Raw genomic sequence first — 13,766 nt, 5'->3', positions numbered from 1 at the left:
TTCCTGGGTGGTTCGGCAGGATCAAAACGCAGAACGTCAACCCGGCCCCTAGAAAGAGAGGAAACAGGGCCTTCATGACTCTCGGCGCAGCAGCCAACGGACATCAATACCGAAGGACATGCACAGCGCAAAAGAGGCGCCAATTGAAACGGGCGTGATCAAGCCCGCAGGGGTCAAGGGAAATACCAAAAGCAGCAACGCTGCGATCTGAACAACGCAAATCACCTTGCGTCGATAAGACTCTGGCAATTCAGCCCTCAGGCGAGGCTCAAACCAGCTTGCGGCCACGAAAACATAGCGCGCGAAACCAAGGATCAGCACCTCGACCGAGGTGGTGCCTGACAAAATCAACCATAGCACCAGGACCGCACCCAAAGCCGCATCCGTTTCCATATCGAAACGCGCGCCAAAGCTGGATTCCAAACCCGATCGTCGGGCCAACCAGCCGTCCAGACCATCCAAAGCAAATGCAATCGCTCCGATCCCGAACACCAACCATGGCGAAACGGTTTCCGCAACGAACAACACGCCAAACAAAAACGCGACCAATGCCATTCGGAACAACGTGACGGAATTGCAAAGGCCCAGAACCGCATGTGGAAACATTTGTGTCAGTGCGACGGCAGCGGTCGCTGACGCCGCGAGAAACGCGCTCAGCACCCAAAAACTCGAAACCGGCGTGATTGACGCGAGGAACACCAATCCAATACCCAAAGCCGTTGCTTGCAGAGAAAAAACTGAGACAGGTGAGAGCGCAAGCCTTCCCGCTAGCGGACTAACATATTGGCGCTCTTCCATAACTTGTCTTCAGCCCATCTTATTACATTCTGCATTTAACTAGCGCAGAATATTGCACTAGCTAATCATTGAACAATTGAACCCAGGTTTTATTCAAAAAAATCACGAGACTGTGATTCTGCCAATCAGCGGCAAATGGTCCGATGCTTGGCTTAGAATTGGCGAACGAAGTACGCGCACTTCGCAGGCCGAAGCGTTGCGGTCGGTCAAAATCCGATCCAGTGGAAGGATCGGCTGCCCCGATGGAAAGGTTGCTTTTACCGGCCCACGCACACGCCGCCCGAGCAGACGAGGATGAAACATAAGCCCGCCCCATGGTCGCCATTCATTGAAGTCGCCCAGCAACACTGTCTGCATTTCGGGCCGGCGGTAAAGGTACTGGCCAATGATGCGCATTTGCAGAACCCGCAAAGGCTGAAACAGCGACAAGTGCGCCGAGATTAGTCGGACAGGAATACCGGACTGATTGGCCTCGATCACAACTGCACCACGATGGCAATGCCCGGGCAGGTCCAGCACTTCTCTATGTGTGACCAGATATCGGGGATGCAAAAAAATAATAGTGCCGAGAAAACCATCGCTTTCCGGCCCCCATCGCATGTTCTCGGGCTCATGCTGATACTGCAGCCCCGTATCGGATGCTATCCGCTCTATGTCTACGATACGTGCATGCGGACTGCATTCTTCGTCAGCCTCTTGCAACGCCAAAAGATCAAGCTGTTCTGGGGCTAGCTCTTGAGCGATAGCGCTTGCGATACGATCAGGATCTACCCTGCGATCACGACCTTTTGCGCGATGAATATTCCATGTTGCACATTTCAACTGGATCGAGCGCATGACACTCACTTTATCAACGCAGTTACCGGGCTATATAGCTTTGTAACGATGACAGAAACTTCGACAACCCGAAGAGGCCCCAACTATGCGTTATCTTGTTCTTAGCGTCCTGACTGCCGCCACACCGTTTGCAGCAGCCGCTGAAATGGCCAGCTATGAGCTTGACCCCGACCATACCGCGGTCTTTTTCACAGTTGACCATATTGGGTACGCAAAAACGCTTGGTATCTTTGGGAAAGTTCAGGGATCCTTCGATTACGATGCGGAAAGCCAAGAGCTTGCGAATGTGCAGGTTTCGATAGACGCGGGCAGCGTAAACACATTTCACAAGGCCCGAGATGGCCATGTGAAAAACAAGGATTTCCTGAACGTGAAGGAATTTCCGGACATCACGTTCGTCGCCAATTCAGGCTCGGCGAATAGCGACACCTCAGGCACAGTAACAGGTGATCTGACAATTCTTGGCGTGACGAATCCTGTGACGCTGAACGTCACGCTGAACAAAGCTGACACCTATCCATTTGGGCACCAACGCTTTGTTCTGGGGCTCTCAATTGATGCGGAAATCCAGCGCAGCGAGTTTGGCATGACATATGCGGTCGACAATGGCCTCGTAGGAGATTTGGTAAAGGTTTCCATCGAGACCGAAGCCATGAAGATCGAGTGAAAAATGTGCGTTTCTGACTGCGGCGCGACGCCTTGAGAAACGCACATATTCGGTGTTGTTACTCAACGATCTTGTGGGAATACCCGACTTGCTTTGACGCTCCGAATTCTTTTACCCAATCGAAGGTAAAGGCGTAGTCGTCCTCGGTCAGGGGTTTATGACAAGCCATGCATGGGGCTTCGTTTACACCCGCCTTGTTGCTGCCATCCACCTCAAACACAGCGTAGCGCCAGTCGTCATTCTTGTAGATGTCAGGCACGTCGTCGCCCCAGCCGCTACGCTTTTCCATTGCTGTGTAAAGCTTACGCTCACCAGCAACCAAACGACCTTCGGCATCTTTGAGCAAGTTGCCATCAGCATCCTTCTTTGCATCGAAGATTTCGACCAGGAAATAGGCGCCCGGCGCAAACGGGCCACCATTCTCTACCCCTGCCAACGCGATATCGTTGCCGCTGAAATACCGAACTTGTTTTCGGTCGTCATAGTCCTTGCGGTGGTACCGGGTGAATGTCGTTTCATGGTCCTTGGGAAAGTCCATTAGCGAGCCGTCCAAGCCCGTCTCGTTGATGGCCACTGCACCGGCCTCTCCCCCGGGAAGGCTGGCAAAATAGGCGGCTAGGTTGTCAATTTCCGCGTCAGACAGGTTCGCGGCAATCGCATTCATCAGATCGTTCTTACGCTTTTCCGTCTTGAAGGCCTGCAGTTGGGTTTTGATGTAGCCTTCTTTTTGACCCGCGAGGTTCGGAAAATTGTCGGCTGTACTGATACCCGCGCTGCCATGGCAGGCCGAGCATTGCGTTGCTGTCTCACTGCCAGCCTGAATGTCTCCAGCGTTTACGGTGGCACTCATCGATGCGCCAAACACAACGGCCCCCAAAACGGTTTGTGTTAATGATCTCATAGGGTGTCCTTTCACTGGCTGGCGACCGCTCGAACTTGGCAACGAGGGGTGCGTGCTGATTAACGGACACTAGACACGTACCCGGAACACACAATGGACACAGCAATCACAACTCAGCACGAAATCATGAGCGAATGGTGCGTCGCGCGTTTAATCGCCCTGTTCCGACGTCTTGGGCCGCACGTGTTCTCCCCAGGTCAGGTATACACCTACCAAGGCATCTGCATCCAACCGGTAGAAACGCCATGCGCATAGCGCGTTCTAGTTTTCGTCCAGCCTTTGTCGATTGTGGTTCAGGCTTAGAATATCGCGACGACTGTAATGACCTGCCGGGTCCAGTTTCAGCCGTGCAGAAGTCACCGCATCCACGTCAATATCGGCAAACAATGTAGTCTCTTCCCCAACCACGGGGCCAGCGATTACCGCGCCTCCGGGTGCTGCGATCATGCTACCGCCGTCGTTGATCAGATCCCGTCCTTCGGTCACGTATTGCCGCAACGGGAAGCTGTCTGGAATATCGGTACTGCGCAGAAGGCCGGAAACGGATACCACATACACCCGCCCCTCCATCGCTATGAATTGGGTAATGTGATCTGTGACATCCAGATCGCCGGGCCAAGTCGCGACATGCAGCTGTTCCCCTTGCTGGTACAGCGCCTGACGCGCCAGCGGCTGCCAGTTTTCATAGCAGTTCAGCCCACCGACCCTGACACCTTTCCAATCCTGAACGGTCAGCCCGTGACCGTCGCCATCCGCCCAAAGCAGGCGCTCGTGAAATGTCGGCTTTAGCTTACGGTGCGTATTCACCACGCCCTTGTCCGGATGAATGGTGACCAGCGAGGCATAGACAGACCCGCCAGATCCCGATCGTTCGACGACTCCCACCATTACGGCGACACCAAGGTTGGTCGCTTCAGAGCAAATCGCGGCGATTTCCGGACCGTCCAACGTGACGGCGGACTTGAGATAAGCCAAATGGCCAATCTTCAACAGCTCGTCGTTATGAGCAACGGCTTTTGCCCGCAACCAAACGGGATAGCCCGACAGGAATACTTCGGGGAATACGACCAGCTCGGCCCCTTCCGCGGCGGCCTTGCGCAACAAACCGATTAGCTTATCGGTGCTTGCCTGCGGATCAAGGAAGACAGGGGCGGCCTGAACCGCAGCTACTTTCATTCTGTGTGCTCCTGATTAGGGCGACCCTGCGCCGTTTCCGGCGCGGGGCGTATTCGTAAACCCGGATCAGCCCGGATTGGCCGGAGCCTTAGCCATATCGTCGCTAAGGTTGGCCCATGGCTGCGAGGAATCGCACCAGATCTGAATTGTCGGCTTTACCCAGCTACTATCCTTCAGGGTACCCGCCTTAACTGCGGCAAGGTTATCAAAGGCAGGCAACTCTGTCGCCAATGGTGAACCGCAATTGCGGCAGAAATTCCGTGTTACAGGTTGGCCAGAGTCCCCGTTAACGACATATTGGCTGAGGCTGTCACCTTCAAATGTAATAGATGACGTCGGTACCAAAACATTGGTGGAATACGCACAGCCGCTTTGTTTCTGACAATCCGGGCAGTGACAGACAACCATCATCGCGGGTTCTTCGGCGCTTGAACGATAAGTGACCTGACCGCACAGGCAGCTTCCTTCGATCTTGGGCATTGGGTTCTCCTTGTTGGTTGGTTTCTTGTTTTCAGGCTGGTTTCTTATGACCTTGCATCAGATGCGCGGCGGACTGATTAAACAGAGTTGCATTCTGTTCTGCCGTGGCAGTTCCCGAGAATTGCGCGTCTTTGTACAGGTTGATTGCATCAATCACTGCGGGACGTGTTTTGATACGTTGGCGCCAAGCAGCGACATTTGGAAACGCATCCAGTGACACGCCCAAAGGCTTGGCGATGAAGGCCCACGGGAAACACATCATGTCTACGATTGTGTAACGACCGAGCATATACTCTCGCCCCTCAAGCCACGTTTCCATTACCGCCAGAGCGCGTTCGAATTCACCTTTGTAACGCTTGTGGGAATAGGTCTGTCCTTCGGGGCTGTAGTTCACGAAATGGCTAAGTTGGCCTCCCATTGGGCCCTGATTGGCAGCCTGCCAAAACAGCCATTCGTTAAAGGCGATGCGTTCGGCCGGTGTTTGCGGTCCAAACTGGCCTGTGCGCTCAGCCAGGTACAACAAGATCGCGCCGCTTTCAAAAACGGTCTGCGGACCGTCGGGTGCATCATGATCCACAATAGCAGGCATCTTTGCGTTGGGACTGATTGCACGGAACGCAGGTGTCAATTGATCACCGGCACGTAGATTCATCAGCACTGTGCGGTGCTCAAGCCCGGTTTCGCCGAGCATGATGGCGACTTTCCAGCCGTTTGGCGTCGGAGAGTAATAAAAGTCGATCATGAGGCATCCGCCAGTTTATCGTTGCCTGCCTCAGCCCGCACCTCATCCGTGTGCTCACCCAGTTCCGGAGCCGGGCGCAGGTCGGTTGCGGGTGTGCCATGGAACACGGCTGCCGGACGGGTCTGGCGTAAGCGACCTGCCGTTGGGTGGTCGTATTCCACAATCATCCCGTTGGCCTGCAATTGCGGATGTTGGCGCATTTCGCGTCGAGTCAAAACAGGGGCGCAGGGCACACCCGGTTCTTCCAATGCGGCCAGCAGGGTATCGCGGTCAACATTCCGCACGATGGTCTGGGTCAGCTCCAGCCGCTCATGGCGGTTAATGTCCCGCAACTCGGTCGTCTTGAACCGCTCGTCGTCGAGAATATCGGGGCGGCCTGTGGCATAGGCCAACGCCTCCCAGTGTTTGTTCTGCATGATCGAAATGCTGAGATAACCACCCTTCACCTGATAGATCAGGTCGTGGAAGGACTGGCTTTCCTCTTTCTCCATCTCATCGCCAACAAACGTATGCCCGTTCATGTCAGAAGCCCAAAGGAAAGCCGCCACGGTATCCAACATGGACAAAGTGACTTTTTGACCTTTGCCCGTGCGCTCGCGCGCAAACAAGGCGGCGGTCACAGCTTGACTGGCCTGCACGGCTGTTAGTTTGTCCGGCAGAATAGTGCGCACCAGGCGCGGGCGTTCTTCATCCGATCCGGCCTGCACGGTGGTCAGAGCTGATAAGGCTTGAATCAAAGGATCATAGACCGGTTTGCCCGCCAGCGGCCCGTCAAAACCGAAACCCGAAATCGACATGTAAACCAAACGCGGATTTATCGCGCTGAGAACCTCATAACTCAGACCAAGGCGGTCTACGACGCCGGGACGGAAATTCTGGATGAACACGTCGGCGTCCGCCACCAACTGCTTGATCATTGCGATATCGTCGGGGTTCTTCAGATCAGCTACGACAGACCGCTTGTTACGGTTATTGTTGAGGTAGGATGCAGAATGCCCCCCACGCCGCGTTGCAACGTGCCGCGTGAAATCGCCGTCTGCACGTTCAATCTTTATTACGTCCGCGCCTTGATCGGCCAAAATCATCGTGCTCATCGGGCCAGAGACTACGGCAGTCAGATCAACCACCCGGACGCCCGACAGCGGGCCGTTGCGCTTAGAACCGTCGCTCTGTGCCATCACCAAACTCCTGTATTTCTTACAGCAAAGCTAAACCGCAAGATGGTCAGAGCGTAGTGCAAAAATCTCAGCAGCAGTTGAAAAAAATTCAGCCTGCGTGCGCCATCAACCAATCGTGAAAGCGTTTCAGATCAGATCGCATCGGTGCGTCGGGTCGTACAACGAAATATGCCATTTTGTCCGCATCAGGAACGTCGAAGGGTGCCACCAGCACGCCCATGTTCAACAAAGGATCAATCAGAGGCCGCCGCCCCAACGCAATCCCCAAACCGTCCTGAGCGCCCTGTATCGTCAACTCGTACGTTTCCAGATTATAGCGATGCTCAGCCGTGGGTACTTCGATATCCCGAGCGGCACACCAACGGTCCCATTCGCCATCGACAGTTGTATTGACCAGAACACGTTGTGTTTTCAGCACCTCAGCCAGCGGCGCGCCTTTCACATCTTCCGCAAGCGTGTGGGACATGACCGGCACAATTGTTTCTCGCAACAATGGCTGTGAAATTGCTTCGGGCCAGTTTCCTGTTCCACGTCGAATAGCCAGATCCACGTTTTCCCGTTCCAGATCCACAACCCGCGTTGTTGTGACCAAATTCACTTCAAGATCCGGGTGGCTACGCTCCAAGTCCGCCAGACGTGGCAAAAGCCAGCCCGCAGCGAAAGACGGCGTCAGCGTCAGCGAGATACGTTTGCGGCCCGGCATCGACCGTATCGCCTCGGTCGCCCGCAATATTTCAGCCATCGGCCCCTTGATCCGGTCAAAAAACTGACCTCCATCCGGCGTAAGGTACAAACGCCCTTTTCTGTTTTCGATCAGACGCACGCCAAGCTCAGCCTCCAGCGACTTTACCTGATGGCTGATAGAGGAAGGAGAGACATTCAACCGCGCAGCGGCCTGAACTGCGCTGCCTGTCAAGGCAAGTTCGTAAAACGACTTCAAACCACCGAAGGGCGGGAAGTAGTCCTTTTGTATCGAGGGTTTTTGAGGGGACATCACGGTCCTTATTGTAGCCGGGCTAGACTTATTTACACACAAAAACCTTTGCAAGCGCATTGCTCTAATTGCCATCTGCTTTTGCTGTGAAGCCAAAAGATATCAGATCACATATGGAAACCTAAACTTCTTTGGTTCAATACAGTTTGTTAGATACCGCTGTGGCGTGCCACCCGGGCGAATACCGAAAGGACCAACACTTAATGTCTGACTTTCCAACTCTGACCGAGCTTGAGACCGAAGAAACCGAGTTCCACCTATCGTCTTTCTCCTTTGAAGACGGCCTGCGACTTGCGTTGGACACAGTAGAAAAAGCGAAACAGGAAAGCTTGCCAATCGCCCTTGAGGTTTTTGCGTACGGCCAGGTGATTGCACATATCGCTTTGCAGGGCAGCACGCCCGACAATGGGCACTGGATTCGCCGCAAACGCAATACGGTGCTGCGATGCGCGCACAGCTCTCTCTATATGGGTCAGGTTGAACGCGACAAAGGGATATCGGTTGCCGAGGTATTTGCCATGGACCCTTCAGAGCATGCGTTTCACGGGGGGTGCATTCCGATCTTCCTGAAAGGCAACGGTCTGATCGGCACATTCACGATTTCGGGTCTGGAACAAGTCGAAGATCACAAGCTTGCCTCTGCAATGCTCCGGAACCTCGCTCGTTAAAACGCCCAGTCACAAATTGCATCCAAACAAGTGCCGGATGGCCAAGGGTCAATCCAGTCGGTTTTTGGTGTCGTTGTCCACTTCGGACAGCCAATTGAACAAAACCTTGGCCCGGTCGGACGCCTGATTGTGTAGCACGACATAAAAATCCAATGGCGAGGATACGGTTTGGGGAAAGAGCTTGACCAGCTTACCCGAAGCCACAAGATCTGTTGTAAGCCCTTCCCAACCAAGAACGGCCCCCATGTCATCCTGTGCGGCCTGTAGCGCGATGACATAGTTATTCACGCGATGCGCAGCGCGCGGTTTTCCAGAGAACCCAAGCGCATCAAGCCATTGCTGCCAATCGGTCCAACCGCTTTCCGCTGCTTCGAGATAGATCAACGGAATATTGGCTACATCGTCTATGCTGTCCAATTTGTGTTGGGCTGCAAAACGGGGGCTGCCAAGCGCCATGATCTGATCGTGAAACAGAGCCCGGCACAGGCCCGAGTCGCGGTTCATGTGCCCATAATGAATGCTCAGATCACAATCCGTCGGGCTTATGTCCTGATCACTGACAACCTGCGCAACTGAAATATGCGGATGACTTTTCCAGAATTGCGCCAACCGCGGCGTCAGCCACAACGAACTCACAGCGGTCGTTGACCGAATAGTGACCGATGTGCGTCCGTGATGTGCCCGCAATTGACCCACCGCCTCGCTAATTCCTTCGAAACCGCGCTGTAGCGCGACCAGCAGGTAGGCCCCACTTTCTGACAACTCGACCCCGCGGTGAAAGCGATGGAAGAGCGTACATTGAAGTTCTTGCTCAAGGCTTTTGATCTGATGGCTGACGGCCGCTGGGGTCACGTTCAACTCAGTCGCCGCCGCCTTAAAACTTACGTTGCGCGCGGCGGCCTCGAAACTGACCAAGGACGTCATGGGCGGTATATCATAAGGGCGTTTGGGCAACTTCACCTCGCATAAAACGCTTTCAGGTCGCTTGTTTTCATTTGAATGAAAGTCGTTCAAGTGAATTTTTCTAATGCAGGATGAGTTTTTTTACAATTGCGCGAATTCAAGTCTCGCTCAAGATTGTATCCCATCACACTTGGCAAAACGCTGGCGTACGGGGCGATATTTCACAGCCATAGCCACCCGCAATTGACGCCCTTGCCCAAACACCCGGGCCGCGTCGCCTTGACCCAAGTGGTGAGTAATAACAGGGTATTGCCCTGAGCTCTGCGCAGCGAACCGCGCGGTCTGTACAGAATGGAAACAAATGGCAACACCGGTGTTGCCCGCGAGTCTTTGAAGGAAAACAAGATGAAGTCACATGCAAAGGTTGTGGTTGTCGGAGGCGGCTGTGTTGGGGCCTCGATCCTGTATGGCTTGACCGAAAATGGCTGCACTGACGCCGTGATGCTAGAGCGCACCACGCTCACTTCGGGCTCGACCTGGCATGCGGCCGGCTTGCTGGTGACATTCGTGCGCTCGCACAACGTATCCAAAATGACGATGGAAACCATCCGTATCTATACCGAAGTCGAACAGAAGCTGGGTACCTCGGTCGGACTGCGTAAAGTGGGGCAGCTGCGGGTGGCCAACACCGAAAAGCGCTGGGATGAATTCCAATCCTATATCTCAATCGCCGAAGCTGCCGGTGTGCCCTGTAAGTTGGTGTCGCCGGAAGAGATCGCTGAGATTCATCCACTGCTGAACCAAAGTCCCGATATCCGTGGCGGCATCCTGCATACCGAAGACGGCTATGTGAACCCGGCCGATATCACCATGGCCATGGCCAAGCTGGCCCGCGACGCAGGCGCCAAGGTGTATCAGAACACCGAGGCGACCTCTTACGAAAAGCTGGACAACGGTCATTGGAAAGTAACAACCAATCAGGGCGAAATCACCTGTGAGCACCTGATCTTTGCCACCGGCAACTATGCGCGCGAAAACGCCCGCCGCGTCGGTCTGGATCTGCCTTGTATCCCGATTGTCCACCAATACTGGACGACAGACCACGTACCGCAGCTGATCGAGCGTAAGAAAAAAGGTGAGCCCGAATACCCGATCCTGCGCGACGAGGACTATGGCGCGTATTTGCGCGAAGATGTGGGTGGCATTCAGTTCGGCCCCTACGAATTCACCAAGGATCTCAAGCTATTTGCCGAAGACCGCGTGCCGCCTGAATTCGGTGCCGATCTGTTGCCCGAAGATTTTGACGCCGTGGAAACCCAGTGGGAGCGCGCGATTGAGCGGGTGCCAACATTGGGCGAGGTCGGTATCAAAGCCAACACGCGCGGCCCGTTCCAGATGACACCGGATGAGCTGCCTCTGGCCGGTCCCGCACCGGGACATGACAATCTGTGGCTGGCCGAAGGGATGCCCGGCGGTATTCTTTGGGGCGGCACTGTGGGGAACCGTTTGGCGAAATGGATCGTCGACGGGGATCCGGGCATGGACATGTCGGAACTCGATCCGCGCCGGTTCTCGGATTATGCGTCTAAACGCTGGACCATGGACAAAGTGCGCGAGACATGGGGCACCCATATGAACGCGCATATACCGGGTGAGGATTTCCCCGATGCGCGCCCGATGAAAACAATGGGATCCTACGATCTACTGACCGCACATGGCGCGGTCTGGACCAGCTTCAACGGCTACGAATTCCCACGCTGGTTTGCCAAGTCCCCCGAAGAGGCAATCCCCGAACATTCCTTCCGCCGCACCAACCACATGGAACTGGTACAGGAAGAAGTGCGTCGCACGCGCGAAGAGGCAGGCTTCATCGAAATGTCGCCAATGACCAAGTTCACCGTGCGCGGACCGGGCGCGGCGAAATGGCTGGACGGCCTGATGGCCAACAAGCTGCCCAAAGTGGGCCGCATGACCCTGTCGCTGATGCTGAATGACAAGGGTGGAATGGATGCAGAGTACACAATCGTGCGCTATGCCGAGGATGATTTCTACCTGATCTCAACCCCCAATTGGCGGGCTTACAACTGGGACCAGATGCAACGTCTGCTGCCCAAAGATGGCTCGGTCATCATGGAGGACATCTCGGAACAGTTGGGTGTGATTGCCCTTGCTGGACCCAAAGCGCGCGACATCCTGCAACCGTTGACCGACAACGATCTGTCGAACGAGGCATTCCCGTGGCTCTCGGCTCAGATGGGTGAAGTGGGCTATGCCAAAGGCGTACACCTGTTGCGCGTATCCTATACCGGCGAGCTGGGTTGGGAATTGCACCATCCGGTCGGCTATAACCGCCACCTTGTCGATCTGCTGCTGAAAGCGGGCGTGAAACCGTTTGGCCTTGAGGCGCTGGAATCCATGCGCCTTGAGAAATCCTACCGCGCCATAAACCGCGAGATTTGCAAGGATATGACCCCTTATGAGGCCGATCTGGGCCGGTTCGTAGCAATGACCGAAAAGATCGGCGGGCAAGTGGCCGAACGGGATTTCATTGGTAAGGCCGCCCTGCAAAAACAGCAGCAGGAGGGTGGTTACAACACTCTGGTCACGTTGAAACTTCCGTTCTGTGATACCTCGGTCATGTTTGACGAAGGTGTCTATGCCGATGGCAAGCTGATCGGGCGCGTCACTTCGGGCGGATTCTCATATTACTGCAACCATGACATCGCGATGGCACTTGTACCGCAGGACATGACCGCGCCGGGAACCAAGATGCAGGTCATGGTTCACAACGAAATGCGCGATGCTGAGGTGATCGATACCTGTGCTGTAGACCCAAGCAGCACCCGAGCACGCGCCTGATACGGAGGAGTCCTTATGGCAGAAGCTAGAGCACGTTCAGGCCGCGGCGGTGGGCGCGCGGCGCGGGTACAAGCCCGAACCAACCCTCCTCCGGTTTACCTTTCGACTCTGAATCGCAAAATCGGGCCGATTGATCTGCTTGGGCCTGAAGGTGTTGAAAAAATCCACAACGCGGCGATGACGATCCTGGAAACCACAGGCATCGAATTCCGCGACCCGGTGGCCCTGGCTGACTGGAAAAAACACGGAGCGGACGTTCAAGGCGAAAGGGTTCGCATCGGTCGGGACATGCTGATGGATCTGATCTCGGCAGTCCCATCGGAATGGGGCTATGCCGCGCGCAACCCGGAAAGATCTCTCCGGGTGGGCAACCGGAACTCGATCTTTGCGAACGCCTATGGCGCACCTTTTGTCTATGGTCTGGATGGTGTGCGACGACCTTCGGTGCTGGAGGATGCGCACAACTTCTTCAAACTCAGTCAGATGAGCCAGTCCATGATGGTGCCCGGCGTCCTGCCTGTTGAGCCTCAGGACGTCCCCGTTCCGCAGCGCCACCTGGAGCTGGTGCACGCCGCGCTGACACTGACCGACAAGCCGATCAAGGGGTCCGTTCTGTCGGAACAAGCGGCGCGAGACTCGGTTGAGATGACCCGCATCGTTTTTGGCGAGGAGTTTGTCGACAATAACGTTGTGATGGCCGCCCTGCTGAACTGCAACACGCCGCTGGTCTGGGATGAGACAATGCTACAAAGTCTGCGTGTCTATGCTGCTGCCAATCAGCCATGCCTGTTGTCACCATTTGTTTTGGCCGGGGCCAGTACGCCCGCCAGCCCTCAGGGGGGTGTGGCGCTTTTGATCGCTGAATCATTGGCGGGGATGGCCTATAGCCAGATCATCCGACGTGGCGCACCAATGGTTCTGGGCGTGGCGATCATGGGTGTGTCTATGAAAACCGGCGCACCGATGATGGGCTCACCTGAGCCCGGCCTTATGAACATGCTCGTGGGGCAAATGGCGCGCTACTATGATGTCCCCTGGCGGACATGCACCATGTGGACCGGCTCGAAATCGCCGGATATGCAAGCCGCGTTCGATACCGCTAATACAATGTGGCCTGTGCTGCTGGGTGGGGCAAATTATATTGTCCACTCAGCAGGTTTCCTTGAGGGCGCGCTGGGTGTCAGCTATTCAAAATGGGTGCAGGACACGCTGCAGCTGGAAAACTTCCACCGCTTCTTTAGTGGCCTTCAGGAAGAAAATCTGGACGCACTTCTGGGCGACATCCAACAGATCGGCCCCGGCGGGCACTTCCTTGGCACGGATCACACACGCGAAAACCCGATGCACATGAACCATCTGCAGAACAACGACAGCTTCGAACAATGGGAAGCCGAAGGTTCGAAAACGGCTGAAACCGTCGGCACTGAAGAGGCGGAACGTATGCTAAGAACTTATGTTCAACCTCCGATGCCGGACGACCAACGCGGCGCACTGGACGAGTTCGTCGCCAAAAAGCGCGCGGAATACAGCGTTTGAAACACGTACAAAAGGGTGCCCCGGCTC

At 55.2% G+C, this 13,766-nt stretch carries 13 protein-coding genes; 4 read left to right on the top strand and 9 right to left on the bottom strand.

The window, feature by feature from the left end; genetic code table 11:
• Positions 1-72: 72 nt before the first annotated feature.
• Positions 73-699, bottom strand: a complete 627-nt coding sequence (locus ACR0DG_RS12875) for a CDP-alcohol phosphatidyltransferase family protein (RefSeq protein WP_480707175.1) — start codon at positions 697-699, stop codon at positions 73-75.
• 201 nt (positions 700-900) lie between these two features.
• Positions 901-1,635 (bottom strand): endonuclease/exonuclease/phosphatase family protein, encoded by a 735-nt coding sequence (locus ACR0DG_RS12870; RefSeq protein ID WP_480696727.1) that lies wholly within the window; start codon positions 1,633-1,635, stop codon positions 901-903.
• 85 nt (positions 1,636-1,720) lie between these two features.
• Between ACR0DG_RS12870 and ACR0DG_RS12865 the strand changes: the two genes are divergently transcribed.
• The gene (locus ACR0DG_RS12865) at positions 1,721-2,302 is read left to right on the top strand and encodes a YceI family protein (RefSeq protein ID WP_480696729.1); all 582 of its coding nucleotides are present in this window, start codon (positions 1,721-1,723) and stop codon (positions 2,300-2,302) included.
• Between the two features lie 58 nt (positions 2,303-2,360).
• Here the strand turns inward: ACR0DG_RS12865 and ACR0DG_RS12860 are convergent, their stop codons facing one another.
• The 6 genes from ACR0DG_RS12860 to ACR0DG_RS12835 all read right to left on the bottom strand — a co-directional run bounded on the left by ACR0DG_RS12860 (position 2,361) and on the right by ACR0DG_RS12835 (position 7,773).
• Positions 2,361-3,203 (bottom strand): cytochrome P460 family protein, encoded by an 843-nt coding sequence (locus ACR0DG_RS12860; RefSeq protein WP_480696731.1) that lies wholly within the window; start codon positions 3,201-3,203, stop codon positions 2,361-2,363.
• 261 nt (positions 3,204-3,464) lie between these two features.
• Positions 3,465-4,379, bottom strand: a complete 915-nt coding sequence (locus ACR0DG_RS12855) for a carbon-nitrogen hydrolase family protein (RefSeq protein ID WP_480696733.1) — start codon at positions 4,377-4,379, stop codon at positions 3,465-3,467.
• Positions 4,380-4,445: 66 nt separating this feature from the next.
• Positions 4,446-4,859, bottom strand: coding sequence for a GFA family protein (locus ACR0DG_RS12850; RefSeq protein WP_480696735.1), 414 nt, complete (start codon positions 4,857-4,859; stop codon positions 4,446-4,448).
• Positions 4,860-4,890: 31 nt separating this feature from the next.
• Positions 4,891-5,601, bottom strand: a complete 711-nt coding sequence (locus ACR0DG_RS12845; protein ID WP_480696737.1) for a glutathione S-transferase family protein — start codon at positions 5,599-5,601, stop codon at positions 4,891-4,893.
• Positions 5,598-6,779, bottom strand: a complete 1,182-nt coding sequence (locus ACR0DG_RS12840; RefSeq protein WP_480696739.1) for a CaiB/BaiF CoA transferase family protein — start codon at positions 6,777-6,779, stop codon at positions 5,598-5,600. Before ACR0DG_RS12840 ends, ACR0DG_RS12845 begins: the two co-directional genes overlap by 4 nt.
• Positions 6,780-6,867: 88 nt before the next feature.
• Positions 6,868-7,773 carry a LysR substrate-binding domain-containing protein gene (locus ACR0DG_RS12835; protein ID WP_480696741.1) on the bottom strand — a complete coding sequence of 302 codons (906 nt, stop codon included), beginning with the start codon at positions 7,771-7,773 and terminating at the stop codon, positions 6,868-6,870.
• Positions 7,774-7,976: 203 nt separating this feature from the next.
• On the opposite strand from ACR0DG_RS12835, the gene ACR0DG_RS12830 reads away from it, so the two are divergent.
• A complete protein-coding gene (locus ACR0DG_RS12830; RefSeq protein ID WP_480696743.1) occupies positions 7,977-8,441 on the top strand; it encodes a heme-degrading domain-containing protein in 465 nt (154 codons plus the stop codon).
• Between the two features lie 48 nt (positions 8,442-8,489).
• Here the strand turns inward: ACR0DG_RS12830 and ACR0DG_RS12825 are convergent, their stop codons facing one another.
• The gene (locus tag ACR0DG_RS12825; RefSeq protein ID WP_480696745.1) at positions 8,490-9,365 is read right to left on the bottom strand and encodes a LysR substrate-binding domain-containing protein; all 876 of its coding nucleotides are present in this window, start codon (positions 9,363-9,365) and stop codon (positions 8,490-8,492) included.
• A 384-nt stretch (positions 9,366-9,749) separates the two neighbouring features.
• Between ACR0DG_RS12825 and ACR0DG_RS12820 the strand changes: the two genes are divergently transcribed.
• Together ACR0DG_RS12820 and ACR0DG_RS12815 are read left to right on the top strand one after the other, a co-directional pair.
• Positions 9,750-12,203: a GcvT family protein gene (locus tag ACR0DG_RS12820; RefSeq protein WP_480696747.1), complete on the top strand. Its 2,454-nt coding sequence runs from the start codon at positions 9,750-9,752 to the stop codon at positions 12,201-12,203.
• A gap of 15 nt (positions 12,204-12,218) precedes the next feature.
• On the top strand, positions 12,219-13,739 hold the full coding sequence (locus ACR0DG_RS12815; protein WP_480696749.1) for a trimethylamine methyltransferase family protein: 1,521 nt from the start codon (positions 12,219-12,221) through the stop codon (positions 13,737-13,739).
• The last annotated feature ends 27 nt before the right edge of the window (positions 13,740-13,766 follow it).

The organism is Ruegeria sp. BG8 (assembly GCF_056538325.1).
This window is presented reverse-complemented; position numbering and strand designations above follow the sequence as displayed.